The organism is Promineifilum sp. (SeqCode), assembly GCF_041918635.1.
Taxonomy (GTDB): domain Bacteria; phylum Chloroflexota; class Anaerolineae; order Promineifilales; family Promineifilaceae; genus Promineifilum.
In genome coordinates this window covers 1-25,980 of sequence record NZ_JAYRVJ010000165.1, presented here as the reverse complement: position 1 = coordinate 25,980, position 25,980 = coordinate 1, and the positions used below count along the sequence as shown (strand labels likewise).

General features: G+C 63.8%; 17 protein-coding genes. All 17 read left to right on the top strand.

All coding sequences use genetic code 11. From position 1 onward, the window contains the following. Positions 1-1,189: MBOAT family protein (locus tag ACE3UY_RS05635; RefSeq protein WP_374686573.1), on the top strand; the 1,189-nt coding region annotated here is incomplete at its 5' end. A gap of 91 nt (positions 1,190-1,280) precedes the next feature. Further along, positions 1,281-2,495: a glycosyltransferase gene (locus tag ACE3UY_RS05630; protein ID WP_374686572.1), complete on the top strand. Its 1,215-nt coding sequence runs from the start codon at positions 1,281-1,283 to the stop codon at positions 2,493-2,495. 75 nt (positions 2,496-2,570) lie between these two features. Next, a complete protein-coding gene (locus tag ACE3UY_RS05625) occupies positions 2,571-3,716 on the top strand; it encodes a DegT/DnrJ/EryC1/StrS family aminotransferase (protein WP_374686571.1) in 1,146 nt (381 codons plus the stop codon). 81 nt (positions 3,717-3,797) lie between these two features. Next, on the top strand, positions 3,798-5,186 hold the full coding sequence (locus tag ACE3UY_RS05620) for a hypothetical protein (RefSeq protein WP_374686570.1): 1,389 nt from the start codon (positions 3,798-3,800) through the stop codon (positions 5,184-5,186). 170 nt (positions 5,187-5,356) lie between these two features. Next, positions 5,357-6,718, top strand: a complete 1,362-nt coding sequence (locus ACE3UY_RS05615; RefSeq protein ID WP_374686569.1) for a sulfatase — start codon at positions 5,357-5,359, stop codon at positions 6,716-6,718. A 10-nt stretch (positions 6,719-6,728) separates the two neighbouring features. After that, on the top strand, positions 6,729-7,388 hold the full coding sequence (locus ACE3UY_RS05610; RefSeq protein ID WP_374686568.1) for a sulfotransferase: 660 nt from the start codon (positions 6,729-6,731) through the stop codon (positions 7,386-7,388). Between the two features lie 108 nt (positions 7,389-7,496). Then, the gene (locus ACE3UY_RS05605) at positions 7,497-8,768 is read left to right on the top strand and encodes a glycosyltransferase family 4 protein (RefSeq protein ID WP_374686567.1); all 1,272 of its coding nucleotides are present in this window, start codon (positions 7,497-7,499) and stop codon (positions 8,766-8,768) included. 19 nt (positions 8,769-8,787) lie between these two features. Next, on the top strand, positions 8,788-9,954 hold the full coding sequence (locus tag ACE3UY_RS05600; RefSeq protein ID WP_374686566.1) for a glycosyltransferase family 4 protein: 1,167 nt from the start codon (positions 8,788-8,790) through the stop codon (positions 9,952-9,954). A 171-nt stretch (positions 9,955-10,125) separates the two neighbouring features. Further along, on the top strand, positions 10,126-11,646 hold the full coding sequence (locus ACE3UY_RS05595; RefSeq protein ID WP_374686565.1) for a polysaccharide biosynthesis tyrosine autokinase: 1,521 nt from the start codon (positions 10,126-10,128) through the stop codon (positions 11,644-11,646). A 92-nt stretch (positions 11,647-11,738) separates the two neighbouring features. Further along, positions 11,739-12,581, top strand: coding sequence for a sulfotransferase (locus ACE3UY_RS05590; protein ID WP_374686564.1), 843 nt, complete (start codon positions 11,739-11,741; stop codon positions 12,579-12,581). Positions 12,582-12,599: 18 nt separating this feature from the next. Then, entirely contained in the window at positions 12,600-13,523 is a 924-nt protein-coding gene (locus ACE3UY_RS05585) for a sulfotransferase domain-containing protein (protein ID WP_374686563.1), read from the top strand. 65 nt (positions 13,524-13,588) lie between these two features. Next, entirely contained in the window at positions 13,589-14,461 is an 873-nt protein-coding gene (locus ACE3UY_RS05580; RefSeq protein WP_374686562.1) for a glycosyltransferase family 2 protein, read from the top strand. Between the two features lie 92 nt (positions 14,462-14,553). Beyond that, positions 14,554-15,531, top strand: coding sequence for a UDP-glucose 4-epimerase GalE (gene galE / locus ACE3UY_RS05575; RefSeq protein ID WP_374686561.1), 978 nt, complete (start codon positions 14,554-14,556; stop codon positions 15,529-15,531). Between the two features lie 248 nt (positions 15,532-15,779). Next, on the top strand, positions 15,780-16,925 hold the full coding sequence (locus ACE3UY_RS05570; protein WP_374686560.1) for a glycosyltransferase family 4 protein: 1,146 nt from the start codon (positions 15,780-15,782) through the stop codon (positions 16,923-16,925). A 114-nt stretch (positions 16,926-17,039) separates the two neighbouring features. After that, entirely contained in the window at positions 17,040-18,518 is a 1,479-nt protein-coding gene (locus ACE3UY_RS05565) for a lipopolysaccharide biosynthesis protein (RefSeq protein ID WP_374686559.1), read from the top strand. 236 nt (positions 18,519-18,754) lie between these two features. Then, a complete protein-coding gene (locus ACE3UY_RS05560) occupies positions 18,755-21,292 on the top strand; it encodes a hypothetical protein (protein ID WP_374686558.1) in 2,538 nt (845 codons plus the stop codon). A 174-nt stretch (positions 21,293-21,466) separates the two neighbouring features. After that, on the top strand, positions 21,467-25,980 hold a 4,514-nt coding region (locus tag ACE3UY_RS05555), incomplete at its 3' end, for a DUF1349 domain-containing protein (protein ID WP_374686557.1).

The window sequence follows — 25,980 nt, the reverse complement described above, 5'->3', positions numbered from 1 at the left end:
GAAGTCGATCCTGATCGCCTCGCTGGTCTTCAACCTGGGCGTACTGGCGTTCTTCAAGTACTTCAACTTCTTTATCGAGTCGGCCGAGTACGTCCTGTCGCCGATGGGCTTCCACCTGGAGACGGTGAGCATCATCCTGCCGGTCGGCATCTCGTTCTTCACGTTCGAGTCGATCAGCTACGTCATCGACATCTTCCGCGGCAAGACGAAGCCGGCCGAGAGCTTGGCCGACTACGCCCTGTTTGTGGCCTTCTTCCCGCGGCTGGTGGCCGGCCCCATCGTGCGCCCGGCCGATTACTTGCCTCAACTGAAGAAGCCCATCGGTATCCGCGGCCACAACGTCTGGGCCGGGGCGCAGATCTTCACCGTCGGCCTATTCAAGAAGCTCATCCTGGCCGACAGCGTGGCCCCCTTCGTGAACCAGGTCTTCGCCGACCCGAACTATTACTCCGGGCCGACGGTCTGGCTGGCCGTCTTCGCCTACGCCATCCAGATCTACTGCGACTTCTCCGGCTACTCCGACATGGCTATCGGCATCGCGCGGATGTTGGGCTTCCACCTGAACCGCAACTTCCACATGCCCTACATCGCCACCAGCGTCACGGAGTTCTGGCAGCGCTGGCACATCTCCCTGTCCACCTGGCTGCGGGACTATCTCTACATCCCGCTGGGCGGCAACCGCAAGGGCGACCGGCGCACCTACGTCAACCTGATGATCACGATGCTGCTGGGCGGCCTGTGGCATGGCGCGAGTTGGAACTTCGTCATCTGGGGCGGCGTCCACGGCGGCGCGCTGGCGGTCAACCGCTATTGGGGGAGTGTCGTGAAGGTCAAGGCGACGCCCGTCGGCCGGTTCCTGGCCTGGGCCGCGACCTTCCTGTTCGTCTGCGCCGTCTGGGTGCTCTTCCGCGCCCCGGACACGGCGACGATGCTGGCCATGTACAGCAAGATGCTGTTCATCAACTCGGCCGGCGTGGCCTGGTACTACCACTGGTTCTTCGTGGCGGCCCTGCTCATGGTGGCCGGCCACCTCATCGGCATCTACCGCGACCGCGCCGGGGCGAAGGAGTTGGTGTTCTTCGATTCACCCTACAGCTTCAAGGCGGCGTTCGCCATGTCGGCTGTGTTGCTGCTCATCTACGTCTTCGCGCCGACGAACACGAACCCGTTCATCTACTTTCAATTCTGAGCAATTAAGAATTGGGAATTAGGAATGCAGTAGCCCAACCAAGAACCCGATTCCTAATTCTTAATTCCTAATTCCTAATTTCTTTACCGTCATGACGCCAACGACCGACAACAACGCGCCGCGCCTGCGCCTGGCCTGGGTGTCGCCCCTCACGCCGTGGAAGCTCGATTCCGTGACGTGGCTGGACACGACGCGCGAGTTGCGGCGGTTGGGTATGGACGTGACGCTGCTGGCCGCCGGCCGGGCCGGGCCGGCCAACTATCGCGGCATCGAGGTGCTGAACATCCCGCGGCCGGAGACCTACTTCATCGGCCGCGCGCTGTTCCACCTGCGCCTGCTGCGCTACCTGTGGCCGCGCCTATCAGAGTATGACTTTGTGCTTTTCCACCCCATCTCGGCCATCTGGCTCTTCCCGCTGCGCCTCTGGCGGCGGCGTCCGCTGCTGGTGATGGACTCACGCGACCTGCTGGACTTCGGCAACAAGACGCTGAAGGCCCGCCTGCGCAACGCCCTGGAGCGCTTCACCTACCGGCTGGCGACCCGCCTGGCCGACGGACAGACGGCCATCACCCCCCGGCTGGCCGAACTGGTGGGCGTCCCGCCGGCGCAACTGTGGGGCGTCTGGCCGTCGGGCGTGAACCCGGAGCCGTTCGCCGCGGCGCGCGCCGCCCGGCAGTGGCCGGCCGCGGGCGAGCCGTTGCGCCTGGTCTACGCCGGCATCTTTCTGGAACAGCGCAACCTGCTGCCGCTGGTGCGCGCGGTGCGGCGGGCCAACGATGAGGGCATGGCCTTCGCCCTGACGCTCTACGGCGACGGGCCGCTGCGGCCGGCGCTGGAGGCGGGCGCGGCCGAGACGGGCGGGCGGGTGCGCGTGGCCCGGCCCATTCCCTACGAGCAGATTCCGGCCATGCTGGGGGAGGCCCACATCGGCGTCACATCCCTGCCCTCGCCCGACGACGTGAAGTACGAGGCGTCTAGCCCGCTGAAGCTGTTCGAGTACATGGCCGCCGGTCTGCCCGTGGTAGCGACGAGTAACCGCTGCCACACCGACGTGGTCGGGGCAGGGGGCTATGCCTTCTGGGCGGCCGACGCCACCGAGGCGGAACTGCTCGGCGCGCTGCGCCAGGCGTGGGCCGCCCGCGACCGGCTGCCGGAGCTGGGCGAGGAAGCGTACCGGGCGGCTGACGAATGGACGTGGGCCGCGTCGGCCCGTAAACTGTTCGGGGCGCTCGAAGCGGGGTGGCGCGCCCGACGGCCGGGCCGGGCGGCGAATTACGAATTGCGAACGACCAGAGATGCTGCTTAGGCGGCGCTCTGAAGACGGCGATAAATCGCCTGGCGATAAATCGCTCGACTACGAACCAAACAAGGATGAAGTGATATGAACATTCCCTTTGTCGATCTACAGACACAATATCAGAGCCTGAAGCCGGAGATGGACGCGGCTGTGTTGGCAGTGATGCAGCGCGGCGACTTCGTCCTCGGCGGGGCCGTGACCGAGTTCGAGCGCGCCTTTGCCGAGTATTGCGGCGTCCCCTATTGCGTGGGCGTCGATTCCGGCTATTCGGCGCTGGAGTTGATCGTGCGGGCCTACGACATCGGCCCCGGCGATGAGGTCATTGCCCCCGCCAATACTTTCATCGCCACGACGCTGGCTATCTCCAACGCCGGGGCGACGCCCATCCTGGTCGATTGCGACCCGGAGACGTACAACATCGACGTAACCAAGATCGAGGCGGCCATCACCCCGCGCACCAAGGCCATCATGCCGGTGCACCTCTACGGCCAGACGGCCGACATGGACGCCATCGTCGCCATCGCGCGCAAGCGCGGCCTGTACGTCTTTGAGGACGCCGCCCAGGCCGCCGGGGCGCGCTACAAGGGCCGCCGCGCCGGCAGTCTGGCCGACGCCGCCGGCTTCAGCTTCTACCCCGGCAAGAACCTGGGGGCCTATGGCGACGGCGGCGCGGTGACGACCCACAGCGCCGAAATCGCCGAGAAGATTCGCTTGTTGCGCAACATCGGCCAGAAGGTGAAGTACTACCACGAGGTGAAGGGCTTCAACAACCGCCTGGACACGATGCAGGCCGCTGTGCTCAAGGTGAAGCTGCCCCACCTGGACGAGTGGAACGCCAGCCGCCGCCGGGCCGCCGCCACCTACAGCGAACTGCTGGCCGATCTGCCGGTGGTGACGCCGCCGACGGCCGGCTACGCCGAGCACATCTTCCACCTGTACGTCATCCGCGTCGCCAACCGCGAGGCGCTGATGGATCATCTCAAGTCGAAGGGCATCGCCTCCGGCCTGCACTATCCGATTCCGATCCACCTCCAGCCGGCCTACAGCGAGTTGGGCTATAGCCGGGGCGACTTCCCCGTGACCGAAGCCTACGCCGACACCATTGTCTCGCTGCCGATGTATCCGGAACTGGACGACGCCAAGGTGGCCTTCGTCGTCGAAGCTATCCGCGAATTTGTCGATGCTCATGGCCTGGGTGAGAGTCCGGCAATGGCGATGGCCGCGGGCTAGACAGTTTGCTACTATAGAAACTGTGATACTTGGAGAGGGGCAGTCGCGACAACTGCCCCTCCGGTGAACGGTCAGGTACTTATGGCACGGCAAGATACTTACCACAGCGGCACATCCACCCGCGGCGCGACACCGTCAGCTGTTGAAAAGGGGGCGCGGACGCGCTCGGAGTGGATGCGTCAGGGTTGGTTCCGGCTGCTGGCCCTGGTTTTTCTGGCCGAGTTGTTTGTGCCGTTTCTGCTCTGGCCGGTCGGCTTGCCCCGCGCCGTCGACGGCCTGCGTGAACTGGCGCCGGTCATTGCCGTACTCATCACCTTCATGTATATGCTGAAGGAGGACCGAACTCCCGGCGCGGTGCTGGTCATGCTGGGGATTACCTTCATCTGGGGCCTGGTGGCCACGCTCGAGGGCCAGGGCCTGGCCGCGACGACTTGGGGCTGGTGGCGGCTGTTCAAGTACCCGATCCTTGGCATCTTCGCCTACTTGGTGCAAGACTGGCCGAAGGACTTCGCCCGCTGGCTTCTGAGGTTCTGCATCGGTCTGTTACTCTTTGAACTCGGTGTCCAGTTGGTGCAGTTGGCGATGGGTATGCCGGTGGGCGATAGCTTGGCCGGCACGCTTGGCTGGAAGGGCGTCATGCAATACTCCATGATGACGTTCTTTATCGTTTGCCTGGGATTGGGCCACTGGTTGGCGACGCAGGAATGGAAGACACTGTTCCTTATCCTGCTGCTCGGTTTCGTCGGCAGTATGCTGAACGGGACCAAGTTTTACCTGTTCGCCGTCGGCTGGCTGGTTGGCGTTACCCTGGTCATCCACCTGGTGCGGGGCGGGCAATTCCGGCAGCTGTTCCTGTCCATGTTCATCTTCGCCTTGGCCGCCGTTGCATTTATCACGGTCTACAACTCCTATCTCGTTAACAGCCGCGGTTTGCGGCCGCTACAGGAGTATTTGCAGCCGGAGACAATGGAGCGCTACCTCTTCACCGATGGTCAGGGCGATATTGACGGGCTTTATAACCTGGGCCGCGGCCTGGCGGTCACTTACAGTTGGCAGCAGATTCGGCGCGACCCGACGACGACGCTCTTTGGCTTCGGCCTGGGCACGCGCACCGAAAGCTCGGCGCTGGGCGTGAGCGGTCTGGGGTTGGAACAAGATATCTATGGCGGAGTGGGCAGCACCACATTGGGGGCCTGGATTCAGGAACATGGCCTGCTCGGTTTGGGCGTCTTCCTGCTCTTTAACCTATGGATCTCTCTAAAGCTAATCCGCTTCGCCCGGGCTACCTCTGATCCCTATCAGGCGACGCTGGCCTTCGGCTTGCTCCTCTTCACCCTGTCGTGGCCGGTCTGGATATGGTACCATAAGGCTTGGATCGCCGGGGTCATGATGGTGCTCTATTGGGTATCGCTCGGCTACATCTTTCGCCAGCTTTACTCTTCGGCGCGGCGCGTCGCCCGACGCGTCTGATCATCCGATTTGTCGCGTTGCCGGCGCTTCGCGTTGCCGGCTGTTTACTCCTCTCGTCAGGTTTATCGTAAGCCGCATACGCTACGATGCTCTCGTAGAGATCCAATACTGCCATCCGACACACGGAGTGGCCGGGAGCTTTCTATCTCAAATGAGCGGAGGAGAGTTGAATGCCTTCTCAAAGGCCTAATATCCTGTTGATCGTCATCGACTGCCTGCGGGCAGATCGAACGTTCGACGACGACCGCACGGCGCAGACGCCGGGCCTGCACGCGCTGGCCGAGCGCGGGACGCTCTTCACGCATCTCATCACGGCCAACTCGATGACCATCCCGTGCATGACGACGATGTTCAGCGGCATGTACCCGGCCCACCACGGCGTACGGGCCATGGTGGGCGCGCGCGTGTCCGACAGCGTGCCCTTGCTGGCGGAGCTTCTGCGGGTCAACGGTTACCACACCTATGCCGAGGCGACAGGCCCACTGAGCCAGTTCTACCGGCTGGATCGCGGCTTCGATCAGTACGAGTTCCGCGATGGGGTCAAGTCGCCCATGCTGGGCGAGTGGGGCGACGGGCTTATCCGGCGCTTCGCCAATGGCGAGTTCCGCGAGCCGTGGTTCACCTACCTGCACCTGTGGGGCGTCCACCGGCCGCGCCAGGTCTCGCCAGCGTACAATAAGCCGGAGTTCGGCCGCACCGAGTACGACCGGGCCATCTCCAGCTACGACGCCCGCCTGCGCGAGCTGCTGAAGGCCATCGACCTGGACAACACGATTGTGCTGGTGACCGGCGATCACGGTGAGAAGATCCCGGAAAACAACCTGGAAAACCAGGTGGAGTTCTTCAAGAAATCCCTCTCCAAGGGCAGCCAGGGCAAGGCCAGCAGCGCCTGGGTGCGGACGCGGCGCAAGGCAGTGGCCTCGCTGCGCGCGGGCTGGTTCTCCACGGCGCGCCTGCTCTACCGCGCGGGCGTGCTCGATAGCCCACTGGCTAGTGTGACCGGCCACGGCTACCACGTCTACGATTCGCTGGTGCGCGTGCCGCTGGTGGTGGCCGGCGGGCCGGTGCCGGCCGGCCGGCTTATCTCCGAGCAGGCGCGGCAGATCGACATCATGCCGACCATCCTCGACCTGGCCGGCCTGGCGGACGAGACGCCCCACACGGCCGATGGCCGCAGCCTGACCCCCTTCATGCACGGCGAGACGCTGGTCGAGGAGCCGGCCTTCATCGAGACGTGCCAGAATTCCCGCGAGCCATCTACTTTCTACGGCGTACGCTACGATGGCTATAAGTACGCCTACGACGCCAACAACCCCAAGGTTCCCGAAGAACTCTACGACCTGACGGCCGATCCGCGCGAGACGAAGAATCTGGCGGCATCGCTGCCCCGCAAGGCGGCCGAACTGCGGGCGCTCATCGAGAGCCATCTGGATCAGGCCGCGACGGCCGCTGTCTCCATGACCGACGAATTGAGCGATGTCGAAATGGCCGGCCTGGCCGAACACCTCCGCAAGCTGGGCTACGTCGAGTGAGCGCTATCCCATGAAGAAACTATTCGGCAAACTGCGCGGCATCGCCGTGCCAAACGGCGCTACCGCGCCAACTCCTCCCCCGCCCGCGCCCATCGTCGTCGTGTCCGGTCTGCCACGCTCCGGCACGTCGATGATGATGAAGATGCTGGAGGCGGGTGGCATCCCGCCGCTGACGGACAAGCTGCGCACGGCGGACAAGGACAACCCCAAGGGGTATTACGAGTTCGAGCGGGTCAAGCAACTGGACAAGGGCGACACCGCCTGGCTGCCGCAGGCCGAGGGCAAGGTCGTCAAAGTCATTTCAGCCCTTCTCAAGCACCTGCCGTCCGACTATCGCTACCAGGTCATCTTCCAGCGCCGCCACATGTCGGAGATATTGGCCTCGCAGCGCAAGATGCTCGTCCACCGCGGCGAAGACCCGGACAAGATGGACGACGCGCAGGTAGCGGCGCTCTTCGAGCGGCACGTGCAGCAGATCGAACAATGGCTCGGGCAACAGCCTAACATCGAAGTCCTGTACACGCACTACAGTGACGTGATGGCCGACCCCCTCGCGGAGATCGACCGCATCGGCCGCTTCCTGGGCCGCGATCTGGATGTGCGCGCTATGGCTGAGGTGGTTGACCCGGATTTGTACCGCAATCGGCAGGTGGAAGAAGTTAGTGAGTAGTAGTCAGTAGGACAGTAAGCCAGTGGGTCAGTAGGTGACCAGGTGGCTGGTGGGTTCTCCCCCGCACCCCCGCCCCCTGCTCCCCCGCATTTCGTTCAGAACGACACCATGAAGATCTTAATGGTCAACAGCTTCAACTACGTCCGGGGCGGCGCGGAGCGCTGTTTCCTGGACTTGTCGGCGCTGCTGGAGGCGAACGGGCACGAGGTCGTCCCATTCGCCATGCAGCACCCGCAGAACGCGCCGTCGGCCTACGACGATTACTTCGTCAGCCACATGGACTTTCCGACGGAACTGGCGAAGCCGGGGCTGCGACCCAAGATCGACGTGACCGAGCGCATCCTCTACTCCCGCGAGGCGCGGCGCAAGATCGAGCGGATCGTCGCCGACACCCGGCCCGACCTGGTGCACATCCACGGCTTCATCCACGAGATGTCCACCTCCATCCTGCCCGCCCTCAAGCGGGCCAGTTTGCCCGTGGTGCAGACGCTCCACGACTACAAGATCGTCTGCCCCAACACGACCTTTATCTCGCAGGAGAGCGTGTGCGAGCGCTGCCGGGGCCACCGCTATTACAACATCGCCCTCCACCGCTGCAAACGCGACTCGCGCATGGCCAGCATCCTGGCCGGGGCGGAGATGTACTTCCACGAGCTGTTCCGGCTCTACGGGCCGAACATCGACCTGTTCATCTCCCCCAGCGACTTCCTGGCCCACAAGGTGCGCGAGCACGGCGTGCGCCAGCGCATCGTGACCATCCCCAACTTCATCAACCCCGACCGCTTCCAGCCGCACTACGAGCCGGAGAACTACTTCATCTTCGTCGGCCGGCTGGTGCAAACGAAGGGCATCTTGACCCTGCTGGAAGCGGTGCGCCGCCTGGGGCCGGCGGCTGAGTTGCGCGTGGCCGGCGCGGGCGAACTGGAGCCGGAACTGCGGGCCTTCGTCGCCACTCACGGCCTGAGCAACGTGAAGTTCCTCGGCCATTTGGGGGCCGAGGAGCTGACCCGGACGATGCAGCGGGCCGCGTTCACCGTCCAGCCGTCGGAGTGGTACGAGAACTACTCCATGACGGTCATCGAATCGCTGGCCTGCGGCACGCCCGTCATCGGCGCGGCCATCGGCGGCATTCCCGAGCAGGTGCGCGACGGCTGGAACGGCTTGCTGTTCGAGCCAGGCGACGCCGGCCAGTTGGCCGAGAAGATCGACCACCTGCTCAACCGGCGCGACCTGGCCGTCCAGATGGGGCGCAACGGCCGCGAACAGGTCGAGCGCCTGAACGGCCCGGCCGCCCACTACGACCAGACAATGACCGTTTACGAACAGCTTGTGGGGCGGACAGCAGTCTCTCCCCGCCCCGCCGCTCAGATCGCGCGTTGACCCCGCCGAGAGACAGACTATGAAAAAGAAGATCGCCTACATCGGAATCAAGGCCCTGCCCGCCAACCAGGGCGTGGACACGGTGGTCGAGAAGATCGTCACCCGCTGCGACCACGACCGCTTCGAGCCGGTGGTCTACGTCAACCGCGCCCTGACCTCGCCGGAGACGGAGATACCCGGCGTGCGACTGGTGCGCATCCCCACCCTGCCGGGCAAGGGGCTGAACGCCGTATCGCTCTTTCTGTTCAGCGCGTTGCACGCCCTCTTCTTCGGCGACTACGACCTGGTCAACGTCCACAGTGTCGAAACGTGCTTCATCCTGCCCATCTTGCGCCTGCGCTACAAGGTCATCGCCACGGCTCACGGTCTGCTGAGCAAAGAGCCGGCCGAACTGAGCAAGTGGGGGCGGCTGAAGCCGCTGCTACGGCTGACCGAGCTGCCTTTCATGCACCTGACCAGCGCCCGCACCAGCGTCTCCAAGCCGGATAAGCTCTACCTGGAGGCGCACTACCGGCGACCCGTCGAGTACCTGCCCAACGGCATTGACGAGTTGCGGCCTGACGTGGACGCGGCGCGCGAACTGCTGGCGCAGCATGGACTGGAGCCGGGGCGCTATCTCATCTTCACCGCCGGGCGCGTCGTGCCGCGCAAGGGCTGCCACTTCGTGCTGGAGGCGCTGCGGCAGATGGACGCGGACGTCAAGCTGCTCGTCGTCGGCGACACCAGCCACGTGCCCGAATACGCCGCGCAACTGCGGGCGCTGGCCGACGACCGCGTGCGCTTCGCCGGCTTCATCTCGTCCAAAGATCTCTTGTTCGGTCTGATATACTTGTCACAGCTATTCGTCTTTCCGACGACGTATGAGGCCATGGCGATCACCTTGCTGGAGGTGTCGGCGCTGAAGACGCCGCTCATCGCCAGCGACATCCCGGAGAACCGGGAGGTGTTGCCGGAGCAGGCGTTGTTCTTCCGGTCGGCCGACGTGGCCGACCTGCGGGACAAGATGGCCTGGGCGCTGGCGCACCCGGACGAGATGGCGGCCCTGGCCGCGCGGGCGCACCAGCGCGTCGGCGAGCAGTACCGCTGGCCGGCCCTCATCGCCCGCTATGAGGAACTGTACGAGGAGCTAATCGCTGCCCGGCGCGGCCGGCCGGCCGCCCAGCGACGGGCCGTTGAGGGGAAATGAGCGCGTGGTAAGGGGTGACTTGGGACGAGCGGCCCGGCGGGCTGCCCGCAAGGTTGTTCGTAATCAACCCTTGCTACGCTGAGAGTGAGACCTGACAGGTGTCGGGCGTTGGCCGCCAACGCCCAACACCTGCCAGGTCTGGAGTGGAAAGTCGTAGGAGCACACGTAGACATGGAGCTAAGAACATATCTGTCGGTTTTGGGACGGCGCAAGTGGATCGTCCTGTTGAGTACGCTGCTAGGCGTCGCTATCGCCGCGGCGGTCACCTTCTTCTCGACGCCGCAGTACGCGGCCTCGACCACGGTGCGCGTGCTGACTGTCGGCGGCGGCTCGCTGACCGACGCCCGGCCTGACATCAACTACACCGAGCGGTTGGTCAACACTTATGCGCGCATCATCACCAGTTCCACCGTCCGCCGGCAGATTCGGGACGAGTTGGGACTGGAACAGCTGCCCATCATCTCCGTCCAGTCCATTCCCGGCACCGAGCTGCTCCGCATCACGGCCGAAGCGACTGAGCCAGAGGACGCCCGTGACATCGCCAACGCCGCGGCACAAGTGCTGATAGACCAGAACCTGGAGTTCTACAGCGGCGGCGCGGGCCAGAGCGCGCAGGAGATCCTGGGCGAGCAGCTGGCGGCGGCTGAAGAAGAGCTGAATCAGGCGCGCGCCGATTACGACGCCGCGGTACAAAATCAGGAGGAGAACCCCGGCGCGGTGACGGCCGCCAGCCAGTCCCTCGAGGTGCGCGAGCGCACCCACGCTTCCCTGCTAACCCAGTACGAGGCGGCGCGTCTGGAAGAGACTCTCCGAGCCAACTCCATCTCCGTCATTGAAGAGGCCACGGCCCCTAACCGCCCGGCCAAGCCGCGTCCCCTGGTCAACCTGGCCCTGGGTCTGGCGTCCGGTCTGGTGGTCGGCGTGGCGCTGGCCTTCCTGCGGGAGAACCTGGACACCACGCTCTACACAACCGAACAGATTGAGGGCGCCACGCAGATGGCGACCGTCGGACAGGTTCCAGCCTCCAAGGATGAGTTGAGCATTGCCCGCATCGGCAGCGGCCACTATCCGCAGCTAGAGTCGTTCCGCCGGCTGCGCACCAACATTCTGGCCTCCAGCGGCAGCGGGGCGCAGGTCGTCCTGCTGACCAGCGCCAAACGTGGCGAGGGCAAGTCAACGGTCTCGGGCAACCTGGCCGTGACCGTGGCCCAGAGCGGGCGCGAAGTGGTCATCGTCGATTGCGACCTGCGCTTGCCGACGGTGCACAAGCTGTTTGACGTGCCCAACAAGCGGGGCCTGACGAACATTTTGGCCGGCGACCTGGCTGTGGAGGAGGCCATCCTCGACACCGCCTTCACGCGTGTGCGGGTTATCACCAGCGGCCCGCTGCCGCCCAACCCGACGGAATTGCTTGGCTCGCAGCGCATGCTCGAACTGATCGAGCACCTGAAGACGATGTTCGACTTCATTGTGCTCGACACGCCGGCGCTGCTGTCGGTGGCCGACGCGGCCGTGCTGGCCCCCTCGGTGGACAACGTCATCCTGGTCGTGGCCCAGGCGCAGACGCGCCGCGGCGACGTGCAGGCCGTGCGCCAGCAGTTGTCGAACGTCAACGTCAAGTCGATGGAAGTGGTCGTCAACCGCGTGGAGCCGAACGGCAGCTACGCGTACTACGAATCGGAAGCACGGTAAGAAGTTGAGAGTTAGGAGTTGAGAGTTAAGAGCCAGACCACAAGGGGTTCATAATTCCTGATTCCTAATTCATAGTTACTGAAGAGGACGCCATGCGTGTGGACTTCATGATGATAGGGGCGCAGAAGTGCGGCACGACCAGCATGGCCGCCCAACTGGCCGCCCACCCTCAGATTTGCTTCTGCCGGGACAAAGAGCCGGGCTACTTCCATAAGACGGAAGCGTGGCGCGAGGGGCTAGACGCCTATCATGCCCTCTACACGCCGCGGCCGGGCCAACTGCTGGGCGAGGCGTCAACCTTCTACACCTTTTACCCGGAGTTCCTGGATACCCACAAGCGGCTCTACGACTACAACCCGGCGCTGAAGCTCATCTACGTCATGCGTCACCCCGTCGAGCGCGTCATCTCCCATTACACCCACAACCGGGTGCGCGAGATCGACGCCCGCCCGCCGGAGGTCGCCGTCTTCGCCGACCCGGCCTATGTCAATCGCAGCCGCTATGGCGTACAGATTCGCCCTTATCTGGAGCTATTCGGGCCGGAGAACGTCTTGCTGCTGATCTTTGAGCAGTACACGGCCGACCAGATCACCACGCTCCACCGCATCGCCGGCTTCCTGGGCATCGATCCGGCCCCGTTCGACGAGACGGACACTACGCCGCAACACCAGTCGGTCGGCCAGCCCTACCTGCGGTCGGAGGCGCTGCGCAACTTCACCCACAGCGGCGTTTTCCAGAAGATGCGGGGCGTTGTGCCGGCGTCCATCCGCCAGCCCATCCGCCACCGCCTGCTGTCGAACACCATCGAAGAGAAGCCCCACTTCTCGGCCGAGACGAAGGCCGCTCTGTGGCGGCTGCTGGAGGACGACGTTCGCACGGTAGAGGAGTTGCTGGGCGAGCGCCTCGACGGCTGGCGACGCGACTATACTCACTGAGGCCGTTCCGGAATAGCGATGTATAACCTGAAACCTTCCGACTTCAACCGCCGGAACATCTCGTTTGGACTCTTCCGCCTCTACAAGAGCGCGGTGCAACAGCTGAACAAGCTGAGGCGCGCCGGCCGGCCGGGCGACCAGACGATCCTGTTCATCCTCGGCATCCAGCGCGCTGGAACCAGTCTGATGTATTGGGTCTTCGAGCGCGATTTCGATGTGAAGATTTACCGCGAGTCGAGCGAACTGACCTCAGGCGACGTGCTGGAACACGTGCGGCTCAACCCGCTGCCGGAAGTGAAGGCCCGGATCGGCCGCGCCAGCGCGCCTGTGGTCGTCCTCAAGCCGCTGGTCGAGTCGCAGCGGGTGCACGAACTGCTGGCGACCTTCCCCGGCTCCAAGGCGCTGTGGCAGTACCGCCACTACCAGGACGTGGCCTCGTCGAACCTGAAGGCGTTTGGCATGGACAACGGCCTCAAGGACTTGCAGCCCTTCCTGGAGAATGACCCGAACAACTGGCGCTCGCAAAACAGTTCGACCGAGACGCGCGAGACGTTGCGCCGCTTCGTGCGCGACGACATGAACCCCTACGACGCCGCCGCCTTGTTCTGGTGGGCCCGCTGCCGTCTCTACTTCGACCTGAAGCTCGACCGTGACCCCAACGTCCTGCTCTGCCGCTATGAGGACCTGGCTACCAACCCGGCCGGTGTTATGCGACGTGTTTACAACTTCATTGACCGCGCCTATCCCGGCGACCACATCACGCGCGACGTACACCCGCAGTCGGTGGGCAAGGGGCGCGTGTCGAAGCTAAGCCCGGAAGTGGATCGGCTCTGCGCCGACTTGCTGGCCCAACTCGACCAACAGAACGAGGCGTCGCTGCGGGCCGCGGGCGCGACGCCGGCCGCCCCGACCCAGACCCCGGCCGTGCAGCCGGCCCATTGAAGACGACGCTCGACCAACCAACTACCTGCTTTGCAGCCTAATGAGTCGATCTTGTGGAGAGACGTATGACTGACCACCCGAGAGTCAGCATCGGTATGCCGGTCTATAACGGCCAGAACTTCATCGTCGAGACGCTGGAGTCGCTGCTGGCCCAGTCCTACACCGATTTCGAATTGATCATCTGCGACAACGCCTCGACGGACGGGACAGAGGCCATCTGCCACGACTATGCCACCCGCGACCCCCGTATTCGCTACCACCGCAACGAGACGAATATCGGCGCGCCGGCCAATTACAACCTGTGTTTCGAGCTGGCGCGGGGCGAATACTTCAAGTGGGCGGCCCACGACGATCTGTGCGCGCCCACTTTCCTGGAGCGCTGCGTCGAGGTGCTGGATCGCGACCCGCACGTGGTGCTGGCCTACACCCAGGCCAAGGCCATCGATGACAAGGGCAAGGTGGTCAAAATCTATCCCGGTAAGCACCACTTCAACGCCCCGGAGCCGCGGGTGCGCTTCTACGAGTACGTGCTCGATCCGCACCCGGTGGTGGCCGTCTTTGGCTTGATGCGGCGCGAGACGCTCGGCCATACGCGGTTAATCGGCAAGTACGCCGGCTCCGACCGGCCGCTGTTGAGCGAGATGAGCCTCCTCGGCAAGTTCTACGAGGTGCCGGAGCATCTCTTCTTCTATCGCTTCCATGAGGCCCAATCGTGGGGCGGCAACAAGTCGGCCCACGCGCAACAAGCGTGGTATGATGCGCGGCGGGCGGGTAAGATCACCTTCCCGCAGTGGCGGTTGTTGCGCGAGCACATACGCTCCATCGAGCGCTCGCCGGTCGGCCTGCAAGATCGCGTCGCCTGTTACCTGTACATGGGCTACTGGATGCTCAAGAACCGCCGGCGGCTGGGCCAAAACCTCCTCCTGCGCGACGTTTAAAAAGAATCCGCAGATTACGCAGATTTTTGTCTGAAATCTGCGTAATCTGCGAAATCTGCGGATTCTTCCTCTTATCTGAAAGGAACATCGACATGAAAGTTCTCGTCACCGGCGGGGCCGGTTACATTGGCAGCGTGACCGTGGAGCGGCTGATCGCGCATGGGGCGTCGGTGGTCGTCTTCGACAATCTCTATCAGGGCCATCGCGCCGCCGTACACCCCGACGCTGTCTTCGTTCAGGGCGACCTGGCCGACGCGGCGGCCATCGACGAGACCATCGCCCGCCACCAGCCGGACGGCATCATGCACTTCGCCTCGCACACGCTGGTGGGCGAGTCGTGGCAGAAGCCGTTCCTCTATCTGCGCGACAACGTGGTCAACGGCCTGAACCTGATGGAGAGCGCCGTGCGCCATGGCGTCGGCCGCTTCATCCTGTCCTCCACGGCCAACCTGTTTGACGACCCGGAGCGCATCCCCATCGAGGCCACTGAGCGCATTGTCCCCGGCAGCCCCTATGGCGAGTCCAAGCACATCCTGGAGCGCGAGCTCTACTGGCTTGACCGGGCCTGCGGCCTGCGCCATGCCTGCCTGCGCTACTTCAACGCCTGCGGCGCGACCGAGACGCGCGGCGAAGACCACCACCCCGAGACGCACCTGATCCCGCTGGTACTCCAGGTGGCTCTGGGCCAGCGCGAGCACATCACCATCTTCGGCGACGACTACGACACGCCGGACGGAACCTGCATCCGCGACTACATCCACGTTGTCGATCTGGCCGAGGCCCACATCCTGGCCCTTCACTCACTGGATGGCGGCAGCCGCAAGTACAACCTGGGCACGGGCCGCGGCTACAGCGTGCGCGAGGTCATCGAGACGGCGCGCGAGGTGACCGGCCACCCCATCCCGACCGTCATGGGGCCGCGCCGGCCCGGCGATCCGGCCCTGCTGGTGGCCGGCAACGAGGCCATCACCCGCGAACTGGGCTGGCGGCCGCGCTATGCCACGCTGCGCGAGATGGTCGAGACGGCGTGGCGGTGGCACGTGGCGCATCCGCAGGGATACGAGGAGTAGGGGCAGACCTGCGTGTCTGCCCCAGGGCGCACACTTAGCCTTAGGGCGCACACGCAGGTGCGCCCCTACCATTCCTCGCCCAATATGCCGCTCTATTCTGTAAATTCCTTACAAACCCACCTGTACGCAGGCAGTGGGCGCGAAGAGTCCGTAAGATGGTCTGTAATCTCGCCGGGTTAACCTCTATATCTGGCAGGGGTGCGACAAAATGGGCGCTCCTGACCGCGATATGAGGGATCGGTAGAGCAATGCACATCCTGCTGGCGCAGTTTTACTCCAGCCAACCCACACCCGACTACGACAAGTTTGCCGCCGAGTTACGCGATCTGGGGCATACTGTCTGGGTCGGTACGCCCAACGAGGCCGGCGACGTGCAATGGCAAGACGGCCAGGGTGTCGTCGCGACGCAGAAGGCGGGCGGCCCCTCGCGGCTGCCGCGTCCGCTGGCCCGGCGGCTGGGCAAGGTCGCCCTCTTCCGGCGCGTGCGCGGCTTCGTTCGCCAGACCCGCCCCGACATTGTCCAGGTCAACGCCTTCGACCTGTTCCGCTTCCTGCCGCTGGGCATGCCCCGCCGCAGCCACTTCATCCTCGACGTGCGCCAGATCAACGAGCAGCACGGCGAGGGCGTCTTCGGCCGGCTAAAGGCGACGCTCCAGAACCGGTCGCGCGCGCTCTACTCGCGCTTCATCTTTGAGCAGACGACCTTCCTGCACGCCGCCGGGGCGCGCCAGGTGTTGGGCGAGGGGTGGGCGCGGCGGGCGACCGTCGTGCCGATGGGCGTTGACCCGCAATTCCTGGCCGCCAGGGATCGCCGGGCCATAGCGCCCCATCGCGCCGTCGATTTCATCTACATCGGCCGCCTGACCCGCCGCCGCCAACTGGAGCGCATCCTGGAGGCGGCCGTGCTCGCGCGCCGGCAGACGGAGCACTTCCATATCACTTTCATGGGCTACGACGCCTCCGATGGCTTCTATGCCGAGACGATCCGACGGCTGGGGCTGGAAGACCGGGTGGCCATCCGCCCGCCCATCCCGTATGAGCAAGTACCGGAGGCGGTGCTGACCCACGACGTGGCCCTGGCCTACGTGCCGGAACTGCCGGCCGACTGGCAATATCACCCCACGCTGAAGATTCTAGAGTATCGCGCTCTGGGCATGCCCATCATCGCCACTGACTTCGCGCCCAACCGCGAGTTCGTCACCGACGGCGTCAACGGCCTGCTGGTGCAGAACACGGCCGAGAGCATCGCCGCGGCCATGCTGCGCTTCATCTGCGAGCCGGAATTCCTGAATTGCGCCCGTATGGCCGCCGGGACGATGCGTGAGGGGCTGACCTGGGATCGGGTAGCGGCGCAATACCTGACGCTCTATGAGCGGCTGCGTAGAAATAACTAACGCGGCATCGCGTTTCCAATATAGTGGAGCCGCGCGCCAGAGAAAGCTCGGCGCGTATTGAGGTAAAGAGATTTGAGTAACCTGAGAATCAAGACCGCGAGGGGTAGCATGTTCATGGCCGGCATTCTGGTCGGTATGCGCCCCTTCTCGATCATTATCGACATTATCCTCCTGCGGCTCCTCAATCCACGGGACTTCGGACTCATCGCGCTGGCGATGATCCTGTTCAACACCGCTAATCTCTTTACTGATATGGGCATGCGTCAGGCCGTCGTCCAGACGCGCCAGGACGTGAACAAGGTCGCTTTCTTCGCTTTCGTCATCGTTATGCTGGGCAGCATGGGCGTGACCGGCTTGGTTGTCCTGTTCGCCCAGCCCTTGTCGCAGTTGGTCGGCGGCAGCGCCGAGTTGGCTCCCATCCTGGCCTGGATGTCGGTGCTGATCACCATCGACGGCCTATTGGTGATCCCCGATGGGCTGCTACGGCGCGAGCTGCGGTTCAAGCAACTGGCGCTGTCCCAGGTTCCCGGCGAACTGGCCGGCGGCCTGATCGCTATCCCCTTGGCTGTCATGGGGTTAGGGGTCTGGAGCCTGGTCATCGGTACGCTGCTCGGCAAGCTGTTGCGCGTGGCGCTGGTGTGGTGGTTCTACCGCCCATGGATCTGGCTTCGCCCCCATCGTTGGGACGGCGAGATCGTCAACGGTCTCGTCCGCTACGGCGCACCGACGATGGGCAGCGGCCTGCTCAAGTACTTCGGTTCGCAGTGGGACACTTGGCTTGTCGGCCGCACCCTCGGCAAGACAGCCGTCGGCTATTACAGTAAGGCGTTTGACGTGACTACCCGCCTGGGCGATATGCTGGGCAACGCTCTGTTCGGCCAGGTGCTCTTCCCGTCTTACGCCAAGATGCAGGACGACCCCGCCCGGTTGAAGCGGGCCTACCTGAAGAGCACCAGCCTGGTCTTCCTGCTCCTGATCCCCGTCTCGTTGGGTCTATTGGTGATCGCGCCCATGCTGATCCCGGTCATGCTGGGCGAGAAGTGGCTACCGATGGTTCCGGTGTGGCAGGTGTTCTGCCTCTACGGCATGACCCGGCCGATTTCCACCAACGCCTCGCCGCTCTTCCTGGCTGTCGGCAAGCCAAAGAATAACGTCACGGCCTCCATCGTCCTGTTGGGGACGATGATTCCGGCCGTCCTGCTCCTCATCGGCCCGTACGGCATCGTCGGCGCGGCCATCGGCGTGTGGATCGCTCACCTCGTCGCCATGAGCTTCAACGTTTACCAGGTCGAGCGCATCCTCTCCGGGACAGCCCGCAAGACGCTCTTCCAGGCGCTACCTTTCCTGCTGGCCGGCGGATTGATGTCGCTGGCCGTGGCCATGGTCTGGGGGCCGGTCATCCAGTTGACCGGCGGCGAAAATGTCACCGCGGTGATCAGCCTGACGGTCATTGGCGCGCTGGTCTACCTGGGGGCTGTGGTGCTGCTCCAGCGGGCGCTGGTGCTGGAACTGTACGAATTGTTTATCAAAGCGCTAGGGATCGACCGGCGTTGGCCCCGGCTGCTGCCGGGCCAGCCGCGCGCGAGCAAATAGATCTTCCATCGGGGATGGGCCGGACGCGAAAACTCTCGGCTTCACTGAGCATCCTTCCTTCATAACTGATTGGCGCTTCGACTGGTCGGGAGGGAAACCAACCGGAGAGCGCCACGCGGCATCGCGCCCTACAGAGGCGCAAATGTCGCGTGAAAATGGCGCGAACGCGATCGCACGTAAGCAAAGCTGTAAGTGTGACGCTATACCGTGAAAAGAATCAAAGGAGTAAGGGCCACATGAAACAAGCTCGGAGCATCTTGTTCCCGCTGGCAGTATTCCTTTTACTGCTGGTATCCCCGACATTTCTATATGCCGATTGGGCCGAACAAGTGGAACCGGCCGGCGAGAGCGCGCCGTTGGACCCGGCGCTATTGGCTTCGGAGATTTCGCCGCTGGAAGGCGGCGCGACGTATCCTCATCCGATCATCAGTTATGCGGCCCCGACACAAGCGGAACCGGCGGCCGTGGACACGCCGACCATTGACGTATGGTATGGCACGACGCAGAACTTCGGCCAGCGCGGTACGCCCCAGGAGTGGATCAACATCCTGGGCGCGGTGGGTGGGCCGCTGCCAGTCACGTCGCTCAAATACTCGCTCAACGGCGGCCCGGACAAGACGCTGTCCATCGGCGGCAGTGTAGAGCGCGAGCGGCTTTACAACACCGGGGACTTTAACATCGAGTTACGCTTTACCGACCTGAACGATGGGGCCAACACCGTCATCATCAAAGCCAGCGACGGGACGACGCAGGCGACGAAGACGGTCACCGTCAACTATGACGCCGGCAACCCGTGGCCGTTGCCCTACACCACCGATTGGAACAGCCCGCCGGCTGAGTCGTGGATGCAGCCGGTCGATGGCAAGTGGCAAGCGGTGGGCGGGCGTCTGGAGACGGTCGCGCCCGGCTACGACCGCCTGGTCGCCATCGGCGACATCGCCTGGGGCGATTACGAAGTCACCGTGCCGGTCACGGTTAAGTCGTTGAACACGGCCGAGTGGGGGCCGCCCAGCAACGGCGCGGGTGTGGGCATCATGGTGCACTGGCGGGGACACTACGACAACCAGACAGGGACGCAGCCGCTAGCTGGCTGGCGGCGCTTCGGAGGGCTGGCCTGGTATCGCTGGAACCCCAACGGCAAGGCCGCTTTCGAGTTGCTCGGCAACGGCGGCAAAGACCTGATCGAACCCAAGTCGGACAAGACCATCACTCTGAACACGCCCTACATCTTCAAGATGAGCGTGCAGTCGAGCACGCTGGCGGGCGAGCCGGCGACGTATCGCTTCAAGTTCTGGGAAGTGGGCCAGCCGGAGCCGCCGGAGTGGTATATGACCTCGTCCGGCAATCAGGGCGAACCGGCTTCCGGGTCGGTCTTGCTGGTTGCCCATCAGGCGATGGTCAGCTTTGGTAATGTGACCGTGACGCCGATCACGACCGACACCTACACCATGACCGTTCAGGACCCGGACAACGGCCACATCGTGGTGACACCCAATAAGGCGGCCTATGCCTATGGCGAGCGGGTGGAGCTTCGCGCCGTGGGCGCGGTCGGCTATGGGCTGACGAACTGGACGGGTGATTTCTCCGGGACGCAGAATCCGATCGTCTTCGATATCACCGAGAATGTGACCGTGGGCGGCGTCTTTGCGCCGTTGGCGGAGGACATCAGGCTGAACGTGACGGCCAATGCCGGGGGAGTGGTGAACGTCGTCCCCAAGAAGAACAAGTTCGGCTATGGCGAGGTGGCCCGGCTGACGCCGCAGCCCAATCCGGGCTACATCTTCGCCGGTTGGGCAGGCGATCTGACCGGAGGAGATAACCCGGCGGTTGTCGTCATGGACCGGACTAAGAACATCATCGCCAACTTCGTCCCGGCTAACACTGCCTCGCCCGTGTCCGACGACTTCAACGCCTGTGCGCTCAACACCAACCTGTGGACGTTCGTCAATCCGCTGGGGGTGGGTACGCAGCGGCTAAATGGGACGCAACTGCTCCTGACTGTGCCGGCCAATACGTCGCACAACATCTGGGAAAATGGCAATCTATCGGTGCGGGTCATGCAACCGACCCAGAACACCGACTTCGAGATCATTGCCAAGTTCGAATCGGTGGTGACGCAGCGCTACCAGATGCAGGGCATTCTTGTGGAGCAGGACGCCAACAACTTCCTCCGGTTCGAGGTACACCACGACGGCAACAGTGTGCGGCTGTTCGCGGCGCGTTTCCTGAACGGTGACCCGAAGGCGGTCATCACGGGCATTAGCCTGCCCAACACGCCGTCCCACCTGCGCATCACGCGGGTCGGTAACCTGTGGAGTTTCGCCCATTCCAACGACGGCGCGAACTGGACGGCCGGCGGAAGCTTCACCTTCGCGCTCGGCGTCACCAAGACGGGCGTCTTCGCGGCCAACCACGGCACGCCGCCCGCCCGGCCGGCGCCGCAGCACACGGCCATCGTGGACTACTTCTTCAACAGCGCCGCGCCGATTGTGCCGGAGGACGGCGACCCGGCTGGCTCATACACCATCACGGTGCAGAAGCAGGGCGAGGGCGCGGTGACGCTGAACCCGGCCAAGGCCACTTATACGTGCAACGAGATCGTCACGGTGACGGCCCTGCCGGCCGCCGGCTGGACGTTCGCCGGTTGGGGGGGCGACCTGACCGGCACAGCGCCGACGCAACAGTTGACCGTCTCGAAGAACCACCAGATCACGGCGGTCTTCACCAGAGGGGCCGGCAGCTTCAAGATTTACCTGCCGAGCGTACGCAGATAGTGGTTAATGGTCAGTCATGAGTGATTTAGAGGGGAGCACGTGTAGGAAATAGCCAGAGACGACCCAGCCAGAGTATCGGAAGTGGGACATCGTGGCAACAGAGGCCTGGCATAGACCTGACAGGTTCAACAGAACCTGTCAGGTCTGACCCAGGTCTAGACGACGAGGACGAAGATGAAGCGCATTACTGTAGCGGTATTGGTTCTGTTGGCTGGGCTGACGATCGGCTTGGGCCGGACGCAGACGGTGGAAGCGGGTATTTATAACGCGAGCGGCGAGGTCACGTACAAAGAGTACTGGATGGATCACGACCAGTTCACGGGCCACTGCAACGCTGACGGCACGCCGGAATCTCCCAACGGCAGCTGGTTTGTGGAACCGGGCGAGCTGGACAAGTGTCCGAAGTCGATGCAGCTCACCATCCCGGACAACTTTGGTAGCGCCCTGCGGGCGGAGCTTTACCTGGACCTGTGGCGCAATTACGATCCGCCGGGCGCGCGCTTCCGTATCGAGGGCAGCCCGACGGTCTATACCCCGGACGTAGGTTCTGACTGGAGCCGGACGCCGTGGGTGGAGGAGATTCCCCTCAGCGCACTGAAACAGGGGGTGAACACGTTCACGTTCTGGACTGAGCACGGGCTGTACCACATTCACGACATCGCCGTCCGCATCTACTATGATGACACCCACCCGCTCATCGGCGGTGGGGTCAACCCGGACGTGACGCCGCCGGATGGGGAGTTGATCAGCATCACGTCGCTGGACAACAACATCGTAGTGCCGGCGAGCGCGGGCGGATTGCTGCCGGTCAACTTCGACACCTTGACGTTCAAGGCCAGCGCCACGGACGCCAAGTACGTCGAGTTTCACGGCTACTATGACGGCTACGACGACGACAACGACGGCGACACCATCGACTGGCACAACGTCGCGCGTAACAACTGGCAAGTGGGCGGCCGAGAGACTGTTGAAACCGGCGGCACGATCAACCACATCGGCACGCAATTGGTCCCTGTCGACTCTGACCAGGTGACGCAGACCTGGGACCTGAAGCACATCATTAACCAGTCGGGCGTGAAGTTCAAGATCCGCGTCGTCGATGCCGCCGGCAACGTGCGCGAGGGCGCGGGTGGGGTGACGCCGGCCTATACGCTGGCCCGCAACTATCCGGTTGTCTACTACACCATCCCGAACTTCATCGATTTTGGCCTGCACATGTCTGGCCAGCGCCCGGACTCGGCAACCTATACCTTCCCGCTGCCGGCCGACCTAAACCCGCTCAACTACTCGGAAGCTTACCTGCTGGGCATGTACTGGAAGCGTCCGCTGTTCTCCTGGAACGGCTCGAAGGCGGTCAGCGTCCGCGATGGCGGCGGCGACGACTGGACGCTCGGCATGCGCGCCCTGTCCAAGACGCTGCTGACGCCGGGCAACAACACGCTCATCTACTCTTACACCGGCAAGGGCATCGGTCACTTTGTGGAAAAACCGGGGCCGATGCTCGTGTTGCGGGGCAACAAGGTGTTCACGCCCGACACGGAGAAGCCTTACGTCATCAGCCGTTCGCCAGCGCCCGGCAGCGTCAATGTAGACACCTTCTCGTCGATCATAATCCAGCTGGGTGACCTGGGCGCGGGGGTAGATCGCAACCGCGTCATCATGAGCGTCAACGGCCAGCAGGTGTTCCCGAAGGTCAGCGGGCCGTCGAACAACCTGACGGCGACGTATACGCCCACCGCGCCGCTGCCGCCCAGCACGGAGATCCCGGTGACGATCTACACCTGCGACCTGCTGAACAACTGCATGTCGGGGGCTGACCTGTACACCTTCACGACGGAGCCGCCGGACGAGACGCCGCCGGTCATCGGCAACGTCAACGTGGTCAGCACCGACGTGTCGGCCACGATCACCTGGACGACCAACGAGGCCGCCGACAGCAAGGTCTCCTATGGCCTGACGACGGGCTACGAGAAAGGCTCGGTCAGCCAGAGCAACCTGGTGACGCAACACTCGATGGCCCTGACTGGCTTGCAGGCCGAATCGACCTACAACTTCCAACTGCGCTCGGCCGACTACGACGGCAACGCCGCGCTGACGGCCAACCTGACCTTCCAGACCAAGCGCGCGCCGGGGCAGATCATCTCCGACGACTTCAGCCAGTGTGCCATCAACTCCGGCGTGTGGTCCTACATCAATCCGCTGAACGATTCACCGCTGACCTGGACGGGCACGGGGGCGCAGATCGCCGTGCCGGCCGGTGTGGGGCACGACATCTGGAAGAACACCCTCAACTCGCCACGGCTGATGCAATACATCACCAACCAGGACTTCGACGTGGAGGTGAAATTCGAGACCGCCCCGACGAAGAAGACCCAGTCGATGGGCGTGCTGGTGCAACAGGACAACAGCAACTACCTGCGCTTTAACTTCCAGAACGAGGGCAATGGCATCAACACCCTGGTCTTGGTGAACGGGCAGGGCAACAACACGGCCGTGGTCTTCACCACGCCGGTGGCGCTCTCCGGGGCCAGCTACATGCGCATCAACCGCGCCGGCGATATCTGGAACCTCCAGTACTCGACCGACGGCGTGAACTGGACGTTCGCCACGTCCCACACGCGCACGCTGGTGACGAACCAGATCGGCCCGTTCGTGGGCAACACGGGCAACGACCCGGCCCACACCAACACCATTGACTACTTCATGAACCTGGCCGCGCCCATCACCAACGAAGACCCGCCCATCACCCTCAGCGTGACGCAGGTCGGCGAGGGTACGGTGACGCGCGCGCCCAACAAGGAGCGCTACGGCTGCAACGAGGCGGTGACGCTGACGGCCACGCCGGCCACCGACTGGACGTTCGCCGGCTGGAGCGGCGATATCACCGACACCAACGCGACGGCGCTGGTGACGATGACAGAGAGCAAGGAAGTCATAGCGACCTTCACCAACACCACGCCCTACACGGTCAACGTCGACGTCGTCAGCCACAAGGCCGACGGTAGCGACGGCGGCAGCGCAGGCGGCGCAGTGACGAAAGGCCCCAACCAGCCCACCTATCTCTACGGCGAGGAGATCGAATTGACCGCCGCGCCCACGCCGGGCTGGAGCTTCATGGGCTGGTCGGGCGACTGGGAAGGGGCCGAACTGATAGCGACCGTGCCCGTGACCGGCAACATGGACATCACCGCCACGTTCGATCAGGACGAGTACACGGTCGAGACGCTGGTTATCAACGAGGGCGTCGGGGCCGGCGGCGCGATCACGGTCGAGCCGGACAAGGAGTCCTACCTCTACGGCGAGCCGGTAACGGTGACTGTGACGACCGAGGTGGGCTGGACCTTCGCCGGTTGGGAAGGCGAGGGGGTCAGCGGCACAGACCCGATGCTGAACCTGACGATGACCGGTGACGTGGTCGCCATCGCCCGGTTGGTGCAAGACCAGTACGACCTGGCCGTTGAGATCATCAGCGAGGGTGAGGGCGGCGCGCCGGGCGGGACGGTCACCAAGACCCCCGACCAGACGACCTACGGCTACGGCCAGACGGTGCAACTGACAGCCGCGCCCGCGCCGGGCTGGGCCTTCACCGGCTGGGGCGGGGCGCTGGAGGGCGTGACGCCGGCAGCCTCGCTGACCATCACCGAGGACGTGGCCGTGACGGCGACCTTCACCCAGCAGCACTACATCGTCGCCGTGACCACCCCACCGGCGGAGCAGGGCACGCTGACCGTCGACCCGGTGAAGCCGTACTACCTGTACGGCGACATCGTGACGCTGACGGCCAGCCCGACGGTGGACTACGACTTCGTCGGCTGGAGCGGCGACATCCAGGGCAACAGCAACCCGGTGGTCATCGCCGTGGACAAGAACTATACCGTCACGGCGACTTTCGCCCTTGACACCACGCCGATCGAGATCACATCCTACAGCGTCCAGGTCATGCCCGGCGGCACGGTGGCCGTGGTCAGGTGGACGACCGATGTACCGGGCGACAGCCAGGTGGACTACGGCGAAGAGCCGATTATCTATGAGGGCGGCCAGGTGTCGGAACCAGAGTTCGTAACGGCGCATGAGGTCATGCTAACCGGTCTAACGCCGGAGACGCTTTATCACTTCCAAATCACGTCCAGCGACACGGGGGGCAATGAGGTGAAGTCAGAGGACTTGACGTTCTCGACCAGTTCCTCGTCTGGCCTCATCTCCGATGACTTCAGCGCCTGCGAGTTGGACAGCCGCTGGACGTGGATAGACCCGCTGGGTGATGCGCCGGATCCGATCATCAATGGCCGGCAACTGGAGATCAGCGTACCCGCCGGGACGGCGCACAATGTCTGGCTGGACGGCATCAACGCGCCGCGGCTTATGCAGCCGTCGAACGACAGCGATTTCACCATCGAGGTAAAGTTCGACTCAGCCCTGACCGGCAAGCAGGCCATACAGGGTGTGCTGGTTCAGCAAGATGATCAGACGTTCATCCGCTTCGACTTCTACAAGCGCAACGACCGCCAGATCAACGTTTTCGCCGCCGCCATCGAGGGTGGGACTGTCAAGAAGACCGAGAACAACACCGCCCCGGAGCCGGCGACCACCGCCTCGATGTACATGCGCATCGTGCGCTCGGCCGACAACGGCAAGTGGCAGCAGTTCTACTCGTTCGACGGCCAGCAGTGGACGAAGAACGCCGACTT